General features: G+C 63.8%; 18 protein-coding genes. 11 read left to right on the top strand and 7 right to left on the bottom strand.

The genetic code is table 11. The features are described 5' to 3' along the window. The first annotated feature begins 34 nt into the window (after positions 1-34). From G404_RS0111910 to G404_RS0111900, 3 genes are read left to right on the top strand one after another with little or no spacing between them, the layout of a single operon-like run. Complete coding sequence (locus G404_RS0111910; RefSeq protein ID WP_028641284.1) at positions 35-382, top strand: hypothetical protein; 348 nt, start codon at positions 35-37, stop codon at positions 380-382. After that, positions 366-1,781 (top strand): bifunctional ADP-dependent NAD(P)H-hydrate dehydratase/NAD(P)H-hydrate epimerase, encoded by a 1,416-nt coding sequence (locus G404_RS0111905; RefSeq protein WP_028641283.1) that lies wholly within the window; start codon positions 366-368, stop codon positions 1,779-1,781. The genes G404_RS0111910 and G404_RS0111905 overlap by 17 nt, the downstream gene beginning before the upstream one ends. A 17-nt stretch (positions 1,782-1,798) precedes the next feature. Next, positions 1,799-2,980: a class I SAM-dependent RNA methyltransferase gene (locus tag G404_RS0111900; protein WP_425411644.1), complete on the top strand. Its 1,182-nt coding sequence runs from the start codon at positions 1,799-1,801 to the stop codon at positions 2,978-2,980. On the opposite strand, the gene G404_RS0111895 is transcribed toward G404_RS0111900, so the two are convergent. From G404_RS0111895 to G404_RS0111885, 3 genes are all read right to left on the bottom strand, one after another. Then, a complete protein-coding gene (locus G404_RS0111895; RefSeq protein ID WP_028641281.1) occupies positions 2,973-3,416 on the bottom strand; it encodes an MAPEG family protein in 444 nt (147 codons plus the stop codon). The two genes, G404_RS0111900 and G404_RS0111895, sit on opposite strands and share 8 nt — an antisense overlap. Positions 3,417-3,426: 10 nt before the next feature. After that, on the bottom strand, positions 3,427-3,855 hold the full coding sequence (locus tag G404_RS0111890) for an MAPEG family protein (protein WP_028641280.1): 429 nt from the start codon (positions 3,853-3,855) through the stop codon (positions 3,427-3,429). Positions 3,856-3,965: 110 nt separating this feature from the next. Further along, positions 3,966-4,967: a threonine ammonia-lyase gene (locus G404_RS0111885; protein WP_028641279.1), complete on the bottom strand. Its 1,002-nt coding sequence runs from the start codon at positions 4,965-4,967 to the stop codon at positions 3,966-3,968. Between the two features lie 86 nt (positions 4,968-5,053). Between G404_RS0111885 and G404_RS0111880 the strand changes: the two genes are divergently transcribed. The 4 genes from G404_RS0111880 to G404_RS0111865 all read left to right on the top strand — a co-directional run bounded on the left by G404_RS0111880 (position 5,054) and on the right by G404_RS0111865 (position 10,092). After that, positions 5,054-6,259, top strand: coding sequence for a saccharopine dehydrogenase family protein (locus G404_RS0111880; protein WP_028641278.1), 1,206 nt, complete (start codon positions 5,054-5,056; stop codon positions 6,257-6,259). Further along, positions 6,259-7,434: a carboxynorspermidine decarboxylase gene (locus G404_RS0111875; protein WP_028641277.1), complete on the top strand. Its 1,176-nt coding sequence runs from the start codon at positions 6,259-6,261 to the stop codon at positions 7,432-7,434. Before G404_RS0111880 ends, G404_RS0111875 begins: the two co-directional genes overlap by 1 nt. A gap of 67 nt (positions 7,435-7,501) precedes the next feature. Continuing rightward, a complete protein-coding gene (locus tag G404_RS0111870) occupies positions 7,502-8,722 on the top strand; it encodes a serine hydrolase domain-containing protein (RefSeq protein ID WP_028641276.1) in 1,221 nt (406 codons plus the stop codon). Positions 8,723-8,880: 158 nt separating this feature from the next. Next, complete coding sequence (locus G404_RS0111865; protein WP_028641275.1) at positions 8,881-10,092, top strand: type III PLP-dependent enzyme; 1,212 nt, start codon at positions 8,881-8,883, stop codon at positions 10,090-10,092. Positions 10,093-10,137: 45 nt separating this feature from the next. On the opposite strand, the gene G404_RS0111860 is transcribed toward G404_RS0111865, so the two are convergent. From G404_RS0111860 to murI, 4 genes are all read right to left on the bottom strand, one after another. After that, the gene (locus G404_RS0111860) at positions 10,138-10,824 is read right to left on the bottom strand and encodes a nitroreductase (protein ID WP_425411643.1); all 687 of its coding nucleotides are present in this window, start codon (positions 10,822-10,824) and stop codon (positions 10,138-10,140) included. 85 nt (positions 10,825-10,909) lie between these two features. After that, positions 10,910-13,753 carry a TonB-dependent receptor domain-containing protein gene (locus G404_RS0111855; RefSeq protein WP_245584508.1) on the bottom strand — a complete coding sequence of 948 codons (2,844 nt, stop codon included), beginning with the start codon at positions 13,751-13,753 and terminating at the stop codon, positions 10,910-10,912. Positions 13,754-14,222: 469 nt separating this feature from the next. Then, positions 14,223-15,443 carry a 5-aminolevulinate synthase gene (gene hemA, locus G404_RS0111850; RefSeq protein ID WP_028641272.1) on the bottom strand — a complete coding sequence of 407 codons (1,221 nt, stop codon included), beginning with the start codon at positions 15,441-15,443 and terminating at the stop codon, positions 14,223-14,225. A gap of 167 nt (positions 15,444-15,610) precedes the next feature. Then, positions 15,611-16,411 (bottom strand): glutamate racemase, encoded by an 801-nt coding sequence (gene murI, locus G404_RS18925; RefSeq protein WP_036521273.1) that lies wholly within the window; start codon positions 16,409-16,411, stop codon positions 15,611-15,613. Positions 16,412-16,486: 75 nt separating this feature from the next. On the opposite strand from murI, the gene plsY reads away from it, so the two are divergent. From plsY to G404_RS18920, 4 genes are all read left to right on the top strand, one after another. Beyond that, positions 16,487-17,086, top strand: coding sequence for a glycerol-3-phosphate 1-O-acyltransferase PlsY (plsY, locus tag G404_RS0111840; RefSeq protein WP_036521270.1), 600 nt, complete (start codon positions 16,487-16,489; stop codon positions 17,084-17,086). Continuing rightward, on the top strand, positions 17,083-18,213 hold the full coding sequence (dprA, locus tag G404_RS0111835; RefSeq protein ID WP_028641270.1) for a DNA-processing protein DprA: 1,131 nt from the start codon (positions 17,083-17,085) through the stop codon (positions 18,211-18,213). The genes plsY and dprA overlap by 4 nt, the downstream gene beginning before the upstream one ends. 89 nt (positions 18,214-18,302) lie before the next feature. After that, positions 18,303-20,921, top strand: coding sequence for a type I DNA topoisomerase (gene topA, locus G404_RS0111830; RefSeq protein ID WP_028641269.1), 2,619 nt, complete (start codon positions 18,303-18,305; stop codon positions 20,919-20,921). Positions 20,922-21,046: 125 nt separating this feature from the next. Then, positions 21,047-21,320: transposase (locus tag G404_RS18920; protein WP_211230777.1), on the top strand; the 274-nt coding region annotated here is incomplete at its 3' end.

Raw genomic sequence — 21,320 nt, 5'->3', positions numbered from 1 at the left:
CGACCTGCCGGCCAATGCGCCGGAGGATTGGCCGATGCGCAAATCCCTGATGCTGATCGCGCTGCTGCTGGCGGGGTGTGGTCGCCAGGCGGGCGATCCCGAGCCGGCCATGCACCCGATCGATTGTGCGCTGGACGGGACAGGTGTATTTGTTGCGCGATGCCGGGTTGAACAGGCCGGTGATCTGGTGGTGGTGCATCGGCCCGATGGCGGATTTCGCCGATTGCGCCTGGTCGACGACCAACGTGTTCTGATTGCCGACGATGGTGCGGCCCCGGCCCTGACCAGCCGGATCGCCGACGGGCGGTTGCAGGTTGCGCTGGGGCATGACCGCTATCGCTTTCCTGCGAACATGAGGCGCACCAATGGCCCGATCCAGTGATCGCAATCTGTCGCAGGTCCTGACGGTTGCGGCGATGCGCGCGGCCGAACAGGGGCTGATCGATGCAGGTGCATCGGTCGAAAGCCTGATGGAACAGGCGGGCCATGGCGCAGGCGCACTGGTCCACCGGATGTGCGCCGGACGCAAGGTGACCGTGCTGTGCGGGCCCGGCAACAACGGCGGTGACGGGTATGTGATCGCGCGGCATCTGCTGGAACGTGGGGTGCCGGTCACGGTGATCGCCCCGATTGGCCCGCGCACGCCGGCCGCGATCCATGCGCGCGCGTCGTTTGCAGGCGTGGTGCTTGACGGCGTTCCCGCCACGCTGCCCGATGGCGAGGTGCTGGTCGATGCGCTGTTCGGCAGTGGGCTGACCCGCGCGGTTGCCGACGACTGGTTTGCGCTTTTGACCGGGCTGATGGCGGTGCACCAGCGCCGCGTTGCAATCGATCTGCCCAGCGGGGTCGACAGCGACAGCGGTGCGGTGCTCAATCCCGGCCTGCCCGGCTTTGATCTTACGATCGCGCTGGGTGCGTGGAAACATGCGCACTTTGCGATGCCGGCGGCGGCGCTGAGCGGGGCGCTGCGGCTGGTCGATATCGGGGCTGCGGCCATATCCGGCGCGGCGACGGTGCTGCCGATGGCGGATGTGGCGCCGCCCGCCGCCAATGCACACAAGTATCTTCGTGGCTTGCTGGCGATCGTGGGCGGCGCCATGCCCGGCGCGGCCCTGCTGTCGGCGCTGGCCGCGCGTCATGCGGGTGCCGGCTATGTGCGGTTGATCGCACAAACCGATCCCGGCGCGGTGCCGCCCGATCTGGTGGTGCTGCGCGATGATCCTGCGCACGCGCTGGGCGATGCGCGGATTGCCGCGGTGCTCGTGGGGCCGGGGCTGGGCCGCGATGCGGTGGCGCGCGAACGGCTGAATGCGGCGCTGGCCGCCGGGCATCCGCTGGTGATCGATGCCGATGCATTGATGCTGTTGCGCCCGGGGCAGGCAGGCGAATGTCCGCGCGTGCTGACGCCGCACGCGGGCGAACTGGCCGCGCTGGAACGCGGCTTCGGGCTGGATGGTGCAGGGTGCAAACGCGACCGGGCGGTGCGTCTGGCGCAAGCGACAGGTGCCGTGGTCGTGGCCAAGGGGCCCGATACCGTGATTGCCACACCGCAAGCGCAGGTGATCGTTGCCCCGCGCGCGTCACCATGGCTGTCGGTGGCGGGCACCGGCGATGTGCTGGCCGGGATTGTGGCGAGCCGGCTTGCCGTGACACGCGATCCGCTGCGCGCTGCGTGCGAAGGGGTGTGGCTGCACGGCCGCGCGGCCGAATGCACCGGTCCGGCCTTTGCCGCTTCCGACCTTGCAGACGCGGTGCGTTCGGCGCTACGGGCCGCATTGTGAACACACCAGGATTGATCGTGCGCGTCGCTGCAAAGGGCGATGGCGCCACCGCCGATGGCCGCCACGTGCCGCTTGCCGCCCCCGGCGACACGCTTGAGGCCGATGGCACGCTGAGCTTTGGCCCCGACCATGTCGAGCCACCGTGTCGGCATTTTCCCGCCTGCGGGTCGTGCCAGTTGCAGCACCTGTCCGAACGCGCGCTGGCCGCATTCGTCAACGACCGGGTTGCCGGTGGCGCGCGCGGGCAGGGGATCGAACCGGGTGACATGCCATCCGCGCATGTCTCGCCGCCGCACAGCCGCCGCCGCGCCACGCTGCACGCGCAGGCCATCGGACGGCGGGTGGTGATCGGGTTTCGCGAACAGGGCTCGCACAAGATCGTCGATCTGAAGGAATGCGCGGTGCTGGCGCCCGCGCTGTTCGCGCTGGTGGCGCCGTTGCGCGTGCTGCTTGCGTCGCGCGCCGATCGCAAGCTGTCGGTCGAGATCGACCTGGTGCAGGCCGATCAGGGTGTCGCGCTGGGGCTAACCGGTTTTACCGCCGAAGGCCTGGCCGCGACCGAGGCGCTGCTCGATTTCGCGCGCGACAATGCGCTGGCACGGCTGACGCTTGACAGCGGCTATGGCCCCGAAACCGTGTGGGAACCCGAACCGTTGACGGTGACGCTGGGCGGCACCCCGGTCTCGCTGCCGCCGGGCGCGTTTTTGCAGGCGACTGCCGATGGCGAAGCGGCGCTGATCGCTGCTGCGCGCGCCTGGCTGGCAGGCGCGGCCACGGTGGCCGACCTGTTTTCAGGGCTGGGCACCTTTGCCTTTGCGCTGGCGGCACAGGGCGCCAAAGTGCTGTCGGTTGAGGCCGCGCGCGATGCGCATATGGCGGCCCAGGCCGCAGCGCGCATGCATGGCCGTACGGTCCACACGCTGCATCGCGATCTGTTCCGCAACCCGCTGCGCACCGAAGAGCTCGATCGTTTCGCCGCGGTCCTGCTCGATCCGCCCCGCGCCGGTGCGCGCGAACAGGTCGAACAGATCGCCGCATCGCACGTGCCGCAGGTGGTCTATGTCAGTTGCAACCCGGCCAGCTGGGCGCGCGATGCCGCCACGCTGATCGCGGGCGGCTATCGTCTTGAGGCGCTGCGCGCGGTGGGCCAGTTCCGTTGGTCAACCCATGTGGAACTGGCCAGTCTGTTCGTCAGATAAGCACCAGCGCCGCGCGCACGATCAGCGCGATCAGCACCAGCGTTGACAGCGTGAACAGCGCAAAGCGCGGCATCACCTTGTTGACAGTGGCCTGCCAGATCGAATGGATCACGCGCAGCGCTACATAGCTCCACGCCAATGTGGCGTTCAGCCCGTCGCCTGCGCCCACCATGGCCAGCACCAGCGCGACAGCATAAAACACCGTCGGCGCTTCGTGCAGATGGTTGTAATTGTGCGCCTTCCACTGGATTTCGCGCGGCAGCATGTCTTCGAGCATGGCCGCGGTCCAGCCCTGATCGGCCCCGGGTGTGCCTGGCTGCGGCAGGCGATTGATCGCGGGGATGCGCGTGGCATACATCCACAACCACATCACCATCGTCCATGCGGCCAGCGCGATGACCGGCCCCAGAATCTGCATTCCAACAGTATGGTTCATATATCCCCCCTTAATGCGCAAAACAGCCGATAGCGGCCCTGATGGCCAGTGCCATCAGGCACGCGCTCGACGCAAAAAACAGCGCAAACCGCACTGCGATAACGTTGACCAGTACCTGCCACAGCGAATGAACCACGCGGATCCCCACATAGCCCCACGCCAGAAAGATATCGGTCCGGCCCGCGCCGGTCAGCGCCAGGATCATGATCGTGGCATAGAACAGCGTCGGCTGCTCGGTCAGATGGGTGTAATTGTGCGCAGGCCAGTTGGCTTTGGGCGGCAGAACGTTTTCCAGATCCTGCCCGCGCGCGCCGCGCCTGGCGTTTTCCAGCCCCTTGGCACCGCCAATGGCCGGCACCCGCACCGCTGCGAGCCAGACCAGCATCACCAGCGTCCAGATGACCAGCACCGCGGCCGGTGCAAGAATATCGCCACGCATCGCACACCCCTTGTGTTTTATCGTTGCGCCCGCTGTGCGCAGTGCGCCGGCGAAAGTCAAATCAGGGTCAGTGCGATGATCCGCAGTTGATATCGGCGCGCATGACAGCGTCAATCGGCCCCGGCCAGCACTTTGGCAAAGGCGGCGCGATCGACATTGCCGCCCGAAAGGATCACCGCCGTGCGACCGCATGCAGGCACTTTGCCCGCGATCAGCGCGGCAAGGCCGACCGCGCCGCCCGGTTCGATCACCAGATGCAGGCGATCAAATGCCCAGCGTTGCGCGGCGCGCACTTCGGCTTCGGTTACGGCCACTCCTTGCACGCCGGCGGCGCGCAACACGTCAAAGTTGATCGGATAGGTCGCCGGGGTCTGCAGCGCATCGCAGGCGGTGACAGGCGCATCGTGTGCCACGCTTTCGATGTGCCCGCTTGCCAGGCTGCGCGTGATATCGTCCCAATGTTCGGGTTCGACCGGCACCACGGTTGCCTCGGGACAGGCCAGGATCAGACCGGCGGTCAGGCCGCCGCCGCCGCACGGCGTGACGATCCGGGTGGGCGGGCCACCGGCGCGGGCCTCCATCTGTTCGGCCATTTCCACCCCGGCGCTGCCCTGGCCCTCGATCACCCAGGGATCCCCATACGCGTGCACCAGGATCGCGCCCGATTGCGCGATCAGCGCTGCGGCAACGGCATCGCGCGATTCTCCGCCGCGCCGGTCGTAGAGGATGACCTCGGCGCCCAGCGCACGCGTCGCCGAAAGTTTGACCTGCGGCGCGTCGGCCGGCATCACGATGCGCGCGCCGATGCCAAGGCGGGCCGCGGCCCAGGCTACGCCTTGCGCGTGGTTGCCGCTCGAAACAGCCACGATGCCGCGCGCGCGCTCTGCTTCGGTCAGGTCGGTCAGGCGGTGCCAGGCGCCGCGGATCTTGAACGCGCCCACCGGTTGCAGGCTCTCCGCTTTGGCCCACACGGTCTCGCCGCTTGGCAAAGACAGCGGCAGCAGCGGGGTCGGCGGCAGCAGTGCGGCGATTTTGGCAGCGGCGCGCAGCACGCCGGCGCGGTCTGGCGCGCGAGAATATGACGGGGTTGAATCGGGGCTTGGGTTTGTCATCGCGATATTCTAAACGCGCCGCAATTCACCTGTCGCGCGCATTTCGCGCGCACCTGCATAATTTCTGTGTTTCGGGAGAAACCCCAATGGCCAAGGTTCTTGTCATCGGCGCTGGCGGCGTCGGCTCTGTTGCCGTTCACAAGATGGCGATGAATCCGGGCATCTTTACCGAGATCGCGCTGGCCAGCCGCACCGTGTCAAAGTGCGAAGCGATTGCCGCCTCGGTCAAGCAGCGCACCGGGATCAATGTCGCAACCTACCAGATCGATGCCGACGATGTGGCCGCAACCACCGCGCTGCTCAACACGGTCAAGCCCGTGCTGGTGGTCAATCTGGCGCTGCCCTATCAGGATCTGGCGATCATGGACGCATGCCTGGCTGCAGGCGTGAACTATATGGACACCGCCAATTACGAACCGCGCGATGTGGCGAAATTCGAATACCACTGGCAGTGGGCCTATCAGGAAAAATTCGCTGCTGCGGGGCTGACCGCGCTGCTCGGGTCGGGCTTTGACCCGGGCGTCACCAGCGTGTTTGCGATGTGGCTGAAAAAGCACAAGCTCGATACGATCCGCACGCTCGACATTCTTGATTGCAACGGCGGCGATCACGGCCAGCACTTTGCCACCAATTTCAACCCCGAAATCAACATCCGCGAAGTGACCGCGCCCGCGCGCCACTGGGAAAACGGCGATTTCGTCGAAACCCCGGCGATGAGCACCAAGCAGACCTTCGACTTCGAGGCGGTCGGCCCCAAGACGATGTACATGATGTACCACGAGGAACTGGAAAGCCTGGCCCGGTTCATCCCCGAGATGGAGCGCGCGCGTTTCTGGATGACCTTTGGCGAGGCCTATATCACCCACCTGACCGTGCTGCAGAATGTCGGCATGACGCGGATCGATCCGGTGACCTATGAGGGCAAGGAAATCATTCCGCTGCAGTTCCTCAAGGCCGTGCTGCCCGAACCGGCGTCGCTGGGTGCCACAACCCGCGGCAAGACCAATATCGGCGATATTGCCACCGGTTCGAAGGACGGCGTCGAAAAGACGTTCTATATCTACAACATCTGTGACCACGAAGATGCCTATGCCGAAACCGGCAACCAGGCGGTCAGCTATACCACCGGGGTGCCGGCGATGATCGGTGCGGCGCTGCTGGTGCAGGGCGTGTGGGGCGGTGCGGGCGTGTTCAACATGGAACAGTTCGATCCCGATCCGTTCATGGACATGCTCAACAGCCAGGGCCTGCCGTGGCAGGTGAAGGAACTCGACGGTCCGCTGGCGTTCTGATGGAAACGCGCGCCGGCGATCCGGGGGCGTTCGCCCGGTTTGATCTGAACCGCGTCGACAGCCCCGCGTTTGTCGTCGATGCAGCGGCATTGCGGCGCAATCTGGCGGTGCTGGCCGATGTGCGCGATCGGTCGGGCATTCGCCTGCTGGCCGCGATGAAGGCGTTCAGCATGTGGCGTGTGGCGCCGCTGATCGGGCAATATCTTGACGGCGTGTGCACGTCGGGCCTGTGGGAAGCACGCCTGGCCGATGAACACTACAGCGGCGAAATTGCGACCTATTGCGCCGGGTACAAAGCCGAAGACCTGCCCGAAATCTGCCGCGTGTCGGACCATGTGATCTTCAATTCGCCGGGGCAGATTGCGCGGTTTGGCGATGTTCTGGCGGCGGCGCGCGTGCGGGGCGAACGGTTCGATGTGGGCCTGCGCATCAATCCGTTGCACGCCACCGGTGAAGTGCCGCGGTATGACCCGTGCGCGCCGCATTCGCGGCTGGGCTTTCCGATCGATCAGCTGGCGCCGGGGCATCTGGAAGGTGTGTCGGGCATCCATTTCCACACGCTGTGCGAACAGGATTTCGAGCCGTTGCAACGCACGTGGGATGCCCTGCGGCCCCATTTGCAGCCTTATTTCGAACGGCTGGAATGGCTCAATTTTGGCGGGGGGCATCATATCACCCGCGCCGATTATCAGCGCGACGAACTGGTGGCGTTCCTGCAATCGGTGCGCGCCGAAACGGGTTGCGAGATATACCTCGAGCCGGGCGAAGCCGTCGCGCTTGATGCGGGCATTCTGGTCGGCACGGTGCTTGATGTGCAGGACAACGGCATGCCGGTGGCGATCACCGACATTTCCGCAACTTGCCACATGCCCGACGTGATCGAGGCGCCCTATCGCCCGGCGATGCTGGGCGAACGGGAAGATGGCGATGATGCGGTGCGTCTGGGCGGGCCGTCGTGCCTGGCGGGCGACGTGATCGGTGATTACCGGATGCCGGATGGCTGTCATCCCGGCACGCGGTTCGCATTCCTGGATCAGGCGCATTATTCGATGGTCAAGACCACCACCTTCAACGGCGTGCCGCTGCCCTCGATCTGGCTGTGGGACAGCGAGACCGATGCGCTTGAGCGCGTGCGCAGCTTTGCCTACGAGGATTTTCGCGACCGCCTTTCGTGAAAAGCTGGATTTGATCGGCCACGCGTGCACACTGTGATCAGACAGTGCGTCCGCGTGGAGAGACCCGATGACCGACCCGGTACCCGATGCAATCGCCAGCGATCCGGCCAAACTGGGCTGGATGCAGGGGTTTCCTCCGCCGCCCGACAAGCAGGTGCTGTGGCGCAACACCGATCACTGGCGCTTTCCCAAGACACGCTGGGCATTTTCGCATTATCGCGAATTGATCCCGACGATCAGGGTTGCGGGCGGACACGGTGCGGCATTGCCGCGCGCGATCGACGAGGATCTGGCGCAGCTGAGATTTACGCCGTTGCACAGCGACACGCCGATCACGGTGGAACAAGGGCTGCTGGGCACATATGCCGATGGCCTGCTGGTGGTGCACAAGGGCCGGGTGATCCTGGAACGGTGGTATGGCGTGACCGGACCGGAAACGCGCCACATCGCCTTTTCCGTGACCAAGAGTTTTGTCGGCACGATCGCTGCCAGCCTGGTTGCCGAAGGGCGGCTTGATCCCGCAGCACCCGTGTCGGTCTATGTGCCCGAACTGGCGCACAGCGGGTTTGGCAATGCCACGGTGCAACAGGTCATGGATATGACCACCGCGGTCGATTTCAGCGAGGAATACACCAATCCGCGCTCGGGCATCGGGGCCTACAGCGCTGCGGTGGGCTTTGTACCGGCTGCGCCCGATTATGACGGGCCGCGCGACATGTGGTCGTTTCTGACCGGCATTGCCGCCAATGGCACCCATGGGCAGGCGTTCACCTATCGCACGTGCAACACCGACGTGCTCAACTGGATCATCACGCGGATTACCGGCCAAAGCTTTGCCGGCAATCTGTGCGAACGGTTATGGGTGCCGCTGGGGCTGCACGACGCCGATGTGATGGTCGATTCGATCGGCACGCCGTTTGCCGGTGGCGGCCTGTGCCTGCGGCTGGAAGACCTCGCCAAATTTGGCGAAATGATCCGCCAGAACGGTCAGGGCATCGTGCCCGAAAGGGCAATCGCCGCAATCCGCCGGGGCGGGCGTCCCGACCAGTTCGACACGCCCCATTATCCATCGCTGCCGGGGTGGAGCTATGGCAGCCAGTGGTGGCACAGTCATGGCCAGGATGGCGGTTTTTCAGCGCGCGGCATCCATGGACAGGCCTTGTGGATCGCACCGGCGGCCGATCTGGTGATCGCACGTTTCGGGTCGCATCCGGTGGCGGGCAATGCCGGAAACGATCCAATTTCCATCCCGATGTGGCAGGCCATCGGACGCTATGTGCGCGGATGAGGCCGGTTTATGTTTCACAGTTGTGACAACCGCAAGATGGCCCGAAAATAACGCTTGAATTGGGGGGGGGAGGGGCTATTTACGCCCCTCGCTGCCCCATGGGGACTTCCAGACCGCAAGGCAGCTTTGTTCAACAATGTCGTTGGGGGTCCCTTGAGTTGCACCATTATCTTGATGCTTTGGCCGTAGTCCGCGCCACCGCGCCGGACGAGCCTGCCATTCTCAATCGCCCGCACGCCGCTGCGCGCGCTGCCCGCTTCTTTGTCGAGAAGTTTCCGGGCAAGACGCTCTATGCGGTCAAGGCCAACCCGTCTCCCGACCTGATTCAGGTGCTGTGGGATGCGGGGGTCACCCATTACGATGTTGCCTCGATCGCCGAAACCCGGCTGGTGCGCGGCATCCTGCCCCAGGCCGTGTTGTGCTTCATGCACCCGGTCAAGGCGTCCACCGCCATTGTCGAAGCCTATCGCGACCATGGCGTGCGCACGTTCAGCCTCGATTCGATCGAGGAGCTTGACAAGATCCGCGCCGCCACGACCGAGGCAAACGGCGGGGTCGAGCCCACCGATCTGACGCTGTGCGTACGCTTGCGCGTGTCTTCGGAATATTCCGAGCTGAGCCTGGCGTCCAAATTCGGGTGCGAACTGGCCGATGCGCGCGAATTGCTGCAGGCGACCCGCCAGCTGGCCGATTGCCTGGGCATCTGTTTCCACGTGGGCAGCCAGGCGATGACGCCGTTTGCCTATGTCACCGCATTGGAAAAGGTGCGCGCGGCGATTGTCGATGCCTCGGTCACGGTCGATATCATCGATGTCGGCGGTGGGTTTCCTTCGATCTATCCGGGGATGGAACCGCCCCCGCTCGAAGATTTCTTTGCACTGATCGATCGCACCTATGAATCGTTGCCCGTGTCCTATTCGGCCGAACTGTGGTGCGAACCGGGCCGTGCGCTGTCGGCGGAATACAATTCGATCATCGTGCGCGTCGAACGCCGCCGCGATGACGAACTGTATATCAACGACGGCGCCTATGGCGCGCTGTTCGATGCCGCGCATGTCGGCTGGCGCTTTCCGGTGCGTGTGCTGCGCGAAGGCGACAGCCATGGCGATCTGGTGCCGTTCAGCTTTTACGGACCGACCTGCGACGATATGGACCACATGGCGGGCCCGTTCGAGCTGCCGGCGGACATTCGTGCGGGCGACTATATCGAAATCGGCATGCTGGGCGCCTATGGCGCCGCGATGAAGACCGCGTTCAACGGCTTTGGCGCGACCGAAATGTTCGACGTGTCGGACGAGCCGATGTCGAGCCAGTATCGCGGCGATCGCAAGGACCCGCGTATCAGCGACAACGTTGTGTCGTTGCGCTGACGCAAATACCCTCCCCCTTGATATGGGGGAGGGTGTTTGACCCGGCTAGTCGTCAAATCCGACAAATCGCGCGGCCTCTGCCACCGATTTGCGGCGTGACACCACGCTGTTGGCGGGAAATGTCTCGTCGGGCCACCCCATCGCCACGCAGATCATGATCACCTGGTCATCGGCGATCTGGGCGTGTTCGCGCACCACCGGGCTTTGCATGATGCCCTGACTGTTGATCACGCAACCCAGCCCGCGCGACCATGCCGCATTGACCAGCGCGGTGGTAACGGCCCCGCAATCGAACGGTGCAATGTCGCCACCCAGCAGCGCGCGATCGTACGTAACCACGACCGACACCGGCGCATCGAACTGGCGAAATCCGCGCAAGACCCAGTCCTGCCGCTTGGCCTTGTCCTCGCGCGCGATATCCATCACCGCGAACAATTGCTTGGCGATTTCCACCTGGCGCTCGCGATGCGCGCCTTCATAAACTTCGAATTTGCGGAATTCGCGCGATTCGGGCACGCCTGCCAGCATGCGTTCGGTGTTGCCCTGGCGAATGCGCGCCAGCGGCTCGCCCGTTACGACACTGAAATTCCATGGCTGGGTGTTGAGCGAGGACGGTGCGCGCATGGCCAGCGCCAGCACCTCTTCGATCAGCGAACGCGGCACCGGCTTGTCCAGAAAACCGCGAATGCTGCGGCGACCCAGCACGACGTCATCAAAAAAAGGCCCTTGCACCAACCCCCGAACTCCCATCCAATCGTTTTTCAATCGAACGATTAAACAGTTTCAGGCGTTGGGCAAGGGCCCGTGTGTGTCCCGCTTAGAACTTGACCTTGGCGGTCAGGCGATAATAGCGGCCGAGAATGGCGTCGAATTCACGGTTGGTGCTGAATTCCGGCACAGGTCCGGCATAAGTGACCGTACGATTGAACACGTTGTTGACGTTCAGGCGCAAGTCGAAGTGTTCGTTGACCTTGATCCCCACCGAGCTGTTGACCATCAGGTATGGGCTGATCCGCGGATATTCATAGGTCCCGGCCGGCGACGCCGGGTTGATCAGCGTGGGGCCGTAATAGATAAAGCTCCACAACCAGTCGAAGTTCTTGGTCAGCCAGTGCAGGTTGGCATTGGCCGAGTCGACCGGATCGCCGACGTCACCCAGCACCAGGCCAAGGCTGGTGTAATGCCGATACGTGTGCAGATAGGTTGCGTTGATCAACACTGCGCCCGCTGACGAAGGCAGGCCCACGCGGCTGAGCGGCAGATTGTAATCCAGACCCGCCTGCAGGGCGCGAAATGATTCCACGTTGATATTGGTATAGTTGTCAGTGAAATTGTTGATCTGGCCCGAAGCACTGCGCGTAAACGTGCTGCAATAGGGGCTGTTGGGATAATTGCTGGAATCGTAGCAACCATTCATTTCAGCCGTAATGCCGGGCTGGCTGATCTCGTTGGAGATCGAGATGCTGACATAGTCGGCGGTAAGTCTCAGGCCCGGAATGAAACCTGGTGTCGCCTGTGCACCGACGGTCCAGCTTTTTGCATATTCGTTCTGCAGGTGCTGGTTGCCGCTCGAGCTGCCTTCGATCGTGAAGGCGTCAATGTTCGACACAAATGTCGTTGTGTCGATCCCCGCCGCGGCGCAGTTGGCGGCGCGCACTGCCGGGTTCGGGCCACTGCCCACGTTGCGCTTGTCGCACGGGTCAGAGCCGGTTTCAAACACCGATCCCTTGGGCGCAAAGGCCTCGGTTACCGCGGGTTCACGGAACGATCGGGTCAGGTTGCCACGGATGGTCAGGCCTGACACCGGCGAATAGGTGCCACCGGCCGTATAGGACCAGAAACCACCATTGAGGTTGTTGTCGGTATAGCGTCCGGCGCCGTGGAATGTCAGATCATGAACCAGTGGAATATGCTGGTCGGGTCCCAGCAGCGGCACGGTCAGTTCGCCAAACCCTTCATGCGTGTGATATGATCCGTTCACCGGCGTGATCGGGATCGAATTGCCGTACTGCGCATACGTGCCATCGGGTTGCAGCTGTCCCAGGTAGAACGCGCCCGGATCAAACTTTTCGCTTTCGCGCCGCACTTCTCCACCCAGTGCGAATTTGACGTCGCCGGCGGGCAGGTGAACGATATCGCCATGCAGCGATGCGACAAAATCAAGCTGCGAGTTGGACTGGTGCGTCTGCGCATTGGCTGTCACATACGCCAGCGCAGCCGCGCTTTCATTGTTGATGCCGAAAATGTTGAGCGGGGCGCATGTGCTGCTGCCCGTGGCGATCGCGGCATTGGTATAGCCCGGCGCGCACTGGGGCCCGTTGGGCCCGGCGACGGCGTTGAGCGCATTGAAGAAATTCTGCGTGACCAGATTGGGTTGGCTGGTCAGCGTGTTTGACTGGCCATAGTTGATGGTGGCATCCCATTTCAGCGAGTGGGTGCCGATCATGAAGTCGCCATCGATCCCGCCGACGCCGCGCACCAGATACCCGGTCGAGGTGAAGGCCCCGGTGTAAAGGTCGGTGTTCGCGCGCGCCAGATAGAACGTTCCGTCGACGCCGGGGGTGCCAAGCGCCGATTGCAGCGTGGCGCGGTCTGCGGCACTGAGAAACGGGTTGGCGGTGTTCAGGATCAGGTTGCCGTTGGGGGTTCCTGCCGGACCGAACAGGCCCGTGCTGTAATAAGGCTGCGCGGCCAGGTTGGTGGCAGTATCGCGGCCCCACCACAATTCGCCGTGCACGCGCAAGTGATCGCTGACATCGTAATGGCCAAGCAAGGTGCCCTGGATGCGGTTGCTCTGCGCCAGCAGGTTGCCAAAGTTGCCGATCGGGAAACCGCTGCCGCCGGCTTCGGTAAAGCCCGTGCCGGTGAATGTGCCGTTGACGAAAGGCACCAGGTGCCCTTGCGGGTTGAAATACAATCCCTGTCCGCCGGCATTGGTGACACCCGCGCCGGTCGGCCCGCCGTAGTAGGGGGTGGAATCGGCAACCATGGGGATGCCCGTGTTGGGGAACCCGTCATAACGCAGGCCACCCTGGGTATAGGCCACGTTTTGATAGGGCGACGCCCCGGTCGGCAGGTCATAGAACGGTGTGTTGCTGCCGGTCGCATAGCGTTGCGCGGTGGTCAGACCGTCCTGGTGGTCGTAATAGATGTTCAGCGTGATGTTGCCGCGCCCACCGGCGAAATTGTGCCCGACCAACAACGACACGTTGTAGTCGCGCGCATCGCCCTGTTCGGAAATGCCGTCGGAGCCGCGCAATTCGATGCCATCATAATTGCGCTTCAGAATGAAGTTGACGGTGCCCGCGATCGCATCGGCACCATAGATCGGCGCGCCGCCGACCGACACGATATCGACGCCCTGAAGCAGGCTGGGCGAGATTGCGCTGACGTCCACCGGCGATCCGACCGACGCACCGAACAGCGACGAGGTGGCGCCGCCGACAAACCGGTTGCCGTTGACGAGCGTCAGCGTGCGCTGCGAACCAAGGTTGTAAAGGTTAAGAAATGTCTGACCGGCGCCAAACGACCCTTGCCCGCCGATCGGACTGTTTGCGGGAATACCGAACACCGGCAACGACGTCAGAGCCTGCCCGACGTTGGTATAGCCCAAGTCGTTGATGGTTTCGCCGCTGATCGTCTGCACGGGCTGATCTGCCACTTTTGTAGACGTACGCGTACCAGTAATGATGATTACGTCATCCTTGGCCTGCTTGGTCGGCGTCGTAACATCGGGCGTTGCTTGCGCAAAGGCGGTCCCGGCACTGAATAGTGTAATGGCAAGCGCGGTGGACGTGAGGCACGCAGTCCGGCGCAGGGCAGACTTTGAACGCATTTTTGATTTCCCCATGAGTGTCGCGGTGGTCCGATTCTTGGCCTTGGCGCTACAAATCATGGGATTACGCGATCACGCAATGGTTAAGTTTGTAACCAAATTGCCCATGCGGGCACGAGGTCGCGGAAAACCGTGAGTGTTGATCCTGTAAATCGTTTGCAAATGCGCAAATTTGTCGCAAATGTTGCATTTATATCACGTAGTTTCCCTTATCTGCCGTTCGCCACGCCCACGCAAAAACGCGGGCCGAATCAGCATGATCCGACGCGCGTTGCGTATCCGGCGGTAAGGATAATCAGGCGGCCTTGCGGCGCTCCAGGTCGAGCCGCTGCCAGATTTCGACAAGCGCGCCGGTCAGTTCGGTCATCATCGCGGGAGTATGCTGCGGCCCGGGGGTAAAACGCAGCCGTTCGGTGCCGCGCGGCACGGTCGGAAAATTGATCGGTTGCACATAGACGCCATATTCGGCCAGCAGGATGTCGCTGACTTTCTTGGCGCGCACCGGATCGCCCACCATCAACGGGACAATATGCGTGGTCGACGGCATCACCGGCAGCCCCGCATCGGCAAACAGCGTCTTGAGCAGGGCTGCGGCCTGGCCTTGTGCCTCGCGCTCAATGCTCGATGCCTTGAGATGGCGCACCGCTGCCAGCACGCCTGCCACCAGCACCGGCGACAGGGACGTGGTGAAGATGAAGCCCGGAGCATAGGACCGGATCACATCGATGATCCGGCGATCGGCCGCGATATAGCCGCCCATCACGCCAAAGGCCTTGCCCAGCGTGCCTTCGATGATGTCGATGCGGTGCGCAGCGTCATCGCGTTCGGAAATGCCGCCACCGCGCGCGCCATACATGCCGACCGCGTGCACCTCGTCGATATAGGTCAGCGCATTGTACTTTTCCGCCAGGTCACAGATCGCATGGATCGGTGCGATGTCGGCATCCATCGAATAGACGCTTTCAAACGCGATCAGTTTTGGGCACGCAGGATCGGTTTCGGCCAGCAGCTGTTCCAGGTGGTCGACATCATTGTGACGGAACACCCGCTTTTCGGCGCCCGAATTGCGGATGCCGGCGATCATCGAGGCATGGTTCAGTTCATCGGAAAAGATCACGCAGCCCGGCAGGACTTTGGCCAGCGTCGACAGCGTCGCATCGTTGGACACATAGCCCGAGGTAAACAGCAGCGCCGCTTCCTTGTCGTGCAGATCGGCCAGTTCGGTTTCAAGATCGATGTGGTAATGCGTGTTGCCGCCGATGTTGCGTGTGCCGCCCGAACCGGCGCCGACATCGTGCAGCGCCTCTTCCATCGCGGCGATCACCTTGGGGTGCTGACCCATTGCCAGATAATCGTTCGAACACCACACCGTGATCGGCTTGGGCCCGTTGTGCCCGGCAAAGCAGCGCGCGTTGGGATAAGCGCCCTTGTTGCGCAGGATGTCGATGAACACGCGATAGCGGCCTTCGGAATGAAGCCGATCAATCGCAGAATCGAATACCTGCTCGTAATTCACCCGCCGCTCCTTTTCCTTCGGGAGGCATTGCATGCCCCCGGCGGTCCGTTTTGCCCAGCAATCGACCTTGCCCTGCAGGCTGTGCATGCGCCTTAATCCCGATCATGACCATTTGCCAACTGGATTTGGGGCATAGGCGATTGGCATCTGCACAGGACTGACCTGGATCAAAATACGTTGAAACGCGCCAGTCCGGATGCACGCAGCGCAGGATAAAGTTCGGCCAGCCCCGGATCGTTGCGCGTAAACAGCGCCAGATCGGCTTCGCGCCGGTCGAATGCCTGCCCTTGCGTCAGGTGCACGATGCGCCGGGCAATCCCGTCGGCTCCGTCGATAAAACGCACCCCAGGGCCGAATGCGGCGCCCAACTGCCCGGCGATCAACGGGAAATGGGTGCAGGCCAGCACCACCGTATCGATCCTGTCGCCACCGGGCATGCTGCGCAGCGCCAGCGCGGCGCGCGCAAACACCGCGGGATCGACCGCTTCCCCGCGCAGTTGAGCCTCTGCCGCGGCCACCAGTTCGGGGGCGCCGTGGCGCAACAGGATTTTGCCGGTGGCAAATTGCACCTCCAGCCGGTCGACATAGCCCTGGCGGATCGTCGCTTCGGTGCCAAGCAGGCCGATCACCCCGGTCTGCGTCATCGCCGCAGCCGGCTTGATTGCGGGCACCGTGCCCACGATCGGCACCTCGAGAACGTCGCGCACGGCCGTCAGCGCGATGGTCGAGGCGGTGTTGCAGGCAATGCAGACCAGGCGCGGGTGCAGCCGTTCGGTCAACCGTCCCAACAGGCCCGAAACCCGCGCGGCAATTTCCGCTTCGGTTTTCTGGCCATAGGGCAGGCCGGCGTTGTCGGCGACATAGATCACCGGCGCCTGTGGCAGCACATGGCGCATCGCGTTGAGCACCGACAGGCCGCCCACGCCTGAATCAAACATCAAAATGGGTGCGGTTGGATCGTCGGTCATGCGGGTCACGCTATGGCGGCTTGCGCCAAAAACATCTAGAGCCGCGTCGCGTTTGTTCTGAAAGGCCCCCTTTGCATGATTGGCGTCGCGTTGCGTCTGGCATTGTCTGCCGCTGCCCTTGGCTATCTGTTGGGCTCAGTCCCGTTCGGTCTGATCCTGGCGCGGATCGGCGGTGCGGGGGATCTGCGCAGCGTGGGCTCGGGCAATATCGGCGCAACCAATGTGCTGCGCACCGGGCGCAAGGGGCTGGCCGCGGCAACGTTGCTGTGTGACCTGGGCAAAGGTGCAGCAGCGGTGTGCCTGGCGCGGCTTTTGTGGCCCGGTTCGGAAACGGCGGCGGCGGCGGGCGCGGTAATCGGCCATTGTTATCCGGTGTGGTTGCGGTTTCGCGGCGGCAAGGGCGTGGCCACGATGCTCGGCGTGTCGCTGGGCCTGGCCTGGCCGATCGGGCTGTGCTGCGCCGGTACGTGGCTTGTGCTGTTCTTTGCCACGCGCATTTCGTCGGTCGGGGGCATGGGTGCGGCGGTTGCGGCGCCGATTGCGGCGCTGGCATTGGGCGATACCGCCTATGCCCAGGTGCTGGCGCCGCTGGCATTGCTGGTGGTGTGGCTGCACAAGGCCAATATTGCCCGGTTGCGCGCGGGAACCGAGCCCCGCGTCGGCCGGCGCAAATGACCGTGGCGATGGACGATGCAGAACGATTTGCACGGCTGCGCCTGTTGCGTTCGCCCCATGTCGGGCCGGCCACGTTCCATCGCCTTATCACCCGGTTTGGCAGCGCACGGGCTGCGCTGCCGGCTTTGCCCGAGCTTGCGGCGCGTGGGGGTGCCGCCTATCGCATGGCGCCGGCCGAAGCGATCGAGGCCGAATTTGCAGGCGCCGCGCGGTCCGGCGCGCGCCATGTGTTCCACGATGAAGCCGATTATCCGTTGGCGCTGCTGGCAATCGACCAGCCCCCGCCGGTGATCACCGTGCGCGGCAATCTGGCGCTGTTTGATCAGCCCGGCGTGGCGCTGGTGGGTGCGCGCAATGCTTCGGCAGGCGCGGTGCGCCTGGCGCGCGATTTTGGTGCGGGCCTGGCTGCGCGCGGTTTTGCGGTGATCTCGGGCCTGGCCCGCGGGATCGATGCGGCAGCGCATATCGGCGCGCTGAGCGCACAGCATCCCGATGGCGGCACCATCGGCGTGATCGCGGGCGGGATCGATGTGGTCTATCCGCCCGAACACGCCGAATTGCAGGAACGCATCGCGCATGAAGGCCTGCTGGTTGCCGAGATGCCGCCTGGAACCGAGCCGCAAGCCCGTCATTTCCCCACGCGCAACCGGATTATCGCCGGCTTGGCCGCCGGCACCGTGGTGGTCGAGGCAGCGCCAAAATCAGGATCACTGATCACCGCGCGGCTGGCAGGCGAATTCGGGCGCGAGGTGATGGCGGTGCCCGGATCGCCGCTCGATGCGCGTGCGCACGGCTGCAACAGCCTGATCCGCGATGGCGCGATCCTGGTGCAAAGCGCCGATGACATCGCCGAACTGGTCGATACTTTTGCCGGCACCGCGCGATCGACGTTTCGTGAAACCGGCGTGCCTGACTATGCGGCCGTTACCGACGATGCTGCTGCTGCCACCGATCTTGTCGCGATTGTCGCCACGCTTCTGGGGACGGCGCCGGTTGGCGTGGATGAACTGATCCGGCAAAGCGGCGGTGCGCCCGGCCCGGTGCAGGATGCGTTGCTCGATCTGGAACTGGCCGGACGTCTGCTGCGCCACGCAGGCGGACGGGTCAGCCTGAACTCAAACGCTTGACGACAGGGCATCGGATTGCCCACCCTCGCGCGTGTACACGAGAGAAAGTCGCGCAAGCCGCTTTCACACCAAGGAAATCTGGTAAGTCCATGCAACTTGTCATCGTAGAATCTCCGGCCAAGGCCAAGACCATCGAGAAGTATCTGGGCCCGGGCTTCAAGGTGCTGGCCTCGTACGGCCATGTGCGCGATCTGCCGGTCAAGGACGGATCGGTGCGCCCCGACGAAGACTTTGCCATGGATTGGGAGACGTATGGCGACAAGGCGGCGCGGATCAAGGCGATCACCGATGCGGCCAAGGGTGCCGACCGTCTGATCCTGGCGACCGACCCCGACCGCGAGGGCGAGGCGATTTCGTGGCACGTGCGCGAATTGCTGGCCAAGCGCCGCGTGCTGCCCAAGGATGTGCAGCGCGTTACGTTCAACGCGATCACCAAGCCGACCGTGCTGGCCGCGATGGCGGCGCCGCGCGCGCTCGACCAGGATCTGATCGATGCCTATATGGCGCGGCGCGCGCTTGACTATCTGTTCGGCTTTACGCTGTCGCCGGTGCTGTGGCGCAAGCTGCCCGGCGCCAAATCGGCCGGACGCGTACAATCGGTGGCGCTGCGCCTGATTGTCGAGCGCGAGCGCGAGATCGAGGCATTCCGGGCACAGGAATACTGGTCGGTGGTGGCGCGGCTGGAACACGGCGGCACGCCGTTTACCGCACGGCTGGTGCGGTTTGACGGGGACAAGCTCGATCGCCTGTCGCTGGGCGAAGAAGGCATCGCGATGCGCGCCAAGGCGACGGTCGAGGCGGCAACATTTCGCGTGGAAGAGGTCGAAACCCGGCCCACCCGGCGCAACCCGCAACCGCCGTTCACGACGTCAACCCTGCAACAGGAAGCCGCGCGCAAGCTGGGCTTTTCCACCAGCCACACCATGCGCGTCGCCCAGACGCTGTATGAAGCAGGCGCGATCACCTATATGCGCACCGACGGGGTGCAGATGGACCCTTCGGCCATTTCGGATGCGCGCCGGGTCATCACCGACCGCTATGACGGGCATTACTTGCCCGAAAAACCACGTGTTTACGAGACCAAGGCCAAGAATGCTCAGGAAGCGCATGAAGCAATCCGGCCCACTGATTTTTCGCGCAGCAACCACGGTTCGGGCGACGAGGCGCGGCTTTACGAGCTGATCTGGAAACGCGCGCTGGCCAGCCAGATGGCCTCGGCCAGCCTGGAACGCACCACTGTCACCTTGCGCGAAGGCACCGGCAAACACGAATTGCGCGCCACCGGCCAGGTTGTGCGCTTTCCAGGCTTCCTGGCGGTCTATGAAGAAGGTCGCGATCAGAAGGCCGACGCCGACGACGAAGACGGCGCGTTGCTGCCCGCGATGCGCAGCGGCGATCTGCCGGCCAAGCGCGGGGTCGATGCCACGCAGCACTTCACCCAGCCGCCGCCACGCTATGCCGAAGCCTCGCTGGTCAAACGGCTTGAGGAACTCGGGATCGGGCGCCCTTCGACATATGCCGCGACGATCCAGGTGATCAAGGACCGCAATTACGTGCGGGTTGAAAAAAACCGTTTCTTTGCAGAAGAATCCGGGCGTTTGTTGACAGCGTTTCTTGAACGCTTTTTCGACCGCTATGTGGCGTACGAGTTCACCGCCGGCATGGAAGAGGAACTTGATGACGTGTCCGGCGGGCGCGCCGTGTGGAAAGACGTGCTGGCTGCATTCTGGCGCGATTTCAAACCCAAATCCGACGAAGTGATGGAACGCAAGCCCAGCGAAGTGACCGCCGAGCTGGACACGTTCCTGGCCGATTATCTGTTCCCCCCGCGCGCCGACGGCACCGATCCACGCATCTGCCCGAAATGCGGCGCCGGGCGCTTGAGCCTGCGCGGCGGCCGTTACGGCGCGTTTGTGGCGTGCTCGAACTATCCCGAATGCAAATATACGCGCAAATTCGCCCAGGGGCAGGATGGCGATGACGGCGCTGGCAGCGACGATGCGGTGCTGGGTGTGGATCCCGCATCGGGGCTGGAGATCACGCGCCGCACCGGGCGGTTCGGGCCCTATGTGCAACTGGGCGACGGCAAGGAGGCCAAGCGTGCCTCGATTCCCAAGGATATTGCCGAACTCGATCTGGAATGGGCGCTGAAACTGCTGTCCTTGCCGCGCGAAATCGGCATGCATCCCGAAACCGGCAAACCGATCACCGCATCGATCGGCCGCTATGGGCCCTATCTGGCGCATGACGGCAAATACGGCCGGTTGCGCAGCACGGCCGACGTGTTCGAAACCGGGATGAACGCCGCCGTGGTCAAACTGGCCGAGGCGGCGGCGGGCGCTGGCGGGCGCGGCGCGCGGCAGGCGGCCGAGCCGTTGAAAGTGCTGGGGCCGCACCCGGTTTCGGGAGGCGAGATCCGGCTGATGGCAGGGCGGTATGGTGCCTATGTCACCGATGGCAGCACCAATGCCACGCTGCCCAAGGACAAGCCCGGCGACAGCCTGACCGTGGAAGAGGCGATCGCGCTGATCGATGCCCGCGCCGCTGCGGCACCCGCCAAGGGACGCAAGAAAGCGCCAGCGAAAAAGGCGGCGGCAGCCAAAGCACCGGTCAAACCAAAGACGGCCGGGGCAAAGACGGCCGGGGCAAAGTCGGCCAGAGCAAAAACGGCCAGGACGCCCGCCAAAGCCAAAAAGACCCAGGAGTGATTTGCCCCGCCGCCAGCCCCGCTAAACCGGGTGCTGGCAGCGCTGCTGCATCCTGCACCGGCGACTTTGGCAGTGTCAGGAATTTCGTGTGCGGGGTGGCATAATGGGTAAAAAGGAGACCCTTTATGGCACGACGCAAAGCCCCTGCGATTCCCGATGACCTGCTGGACCAATTGCTGGCCGGCGGCGATGCGGCAGTCGCACTGAATTCTGGCGAATTGGTCAATGCGCTCAAGAAGGCCTTGGCCGAGCGGGCGTTAAACGCCGAGATGGATTTTCACTTGGGCGACGAAGCTGAGGCGGACAACACCCGCAATGGCTACGGGCGCAAAACGGTGTCGACGGCCACTGGCAAGATCGAGATCGATGTGCCGCGCGACCGCGCTGGCAGTTTTGATC

The sequence above is a fragment of the Novosphingobium acidiphilum DSM 19966 genome (genome assembly GCF_000429005.1).
In the GTDB taxonomy this organism is placed as follows: Bacteria; Pseudomonadota; Alphaproteobacteria; order Sphingomonadales; family Sphingomonadaceae; genus Novosphingobium; species Novosphingobium acidiphilum.
Note: the sequence above shows the minus strand (reverse complement) of the source record. Positions and strands in the feature narration are given on the sequence as shown.

Coding starts and splice junctions, on each gene's coding strand:
- G404_RS0111910 (WP_028641284.1), top strand. CDS start 35: ATGCGCAAATCCCTGATGCTGATCGCGCTGCTGCTGGCGGGGTGTGGT.
- G404_RS0111905 (WP_028641283.1), top strand. CDS start 366: ATGGCCCGATCCAGTGATCGCAATCTGTCGCAGGTCCTGACGGTTGCG.
- G404_RS0111895 (WP_028641281.1), bottom strand. CDS start 3,416: ATGAACCATACTGTTGGAATGCAGATTCTGGGGCCGGTCATCGCGCTG.
- G404_RS0111890 (WP_028641280.1), bottom strand. CDS start 3,855: ATGCGTGGCGATATTCTTGCACCGGCCGCGGTGCTGGTCATCTGGACG.
- G404_RS0111885 (WP_028641279.1), bottom strand. CDS start 4,967: ATGACAAACCCAAGCCCCGATTCAACCCCGTCATATTCTCGCGCGCCA.
- G404_RS0111880 (WP_028641278.1), top strand. CDS start 5,054: ATGGCCAAGGTTCTTGTCATCGGCGCTGGCGGCGTCGGCTCTGTTGCC.
- G404_RS0111875 (WP_028641277.1), top strand. CDS start 6,259: ATGGAAACGCGCGCCGGCGATCCGGGGGCGTTCGCCCGGTTTGATCTG.
- G404_RS0111870 (WP_028641276.1), top strand. CDS start 7,502: ATGACCGACCCGGTACCCGATGCAATCGCCAGCGATCCGGCCAAACTG.
- murI (WP_036521273.1), bottom strand. CDS start 16,411: ATGACCGACGATCCAACCGCACCCATTTTGATGTTTGATTCAGGCGTG.
- plsY (WP_036521270.1), top strand. CDS start 16,487: ATGATTGGCGTCGCGTTGCGTCTGGCATTGTCTGCCGCTGCCCTTGGC.
- dprA (WP_028641270.1), top strand. CDS start 17,083: ATGACCGTGGCGATGGACGATGCAGAACGATTTGCACGGCTGCGCCTG.
- topA (WP_028641269.1), top strand. CDS start 18,303: ATGCAACTTGTCATCGTAGAATCTCCGGCCAAGGCCAAGACCATCGAG.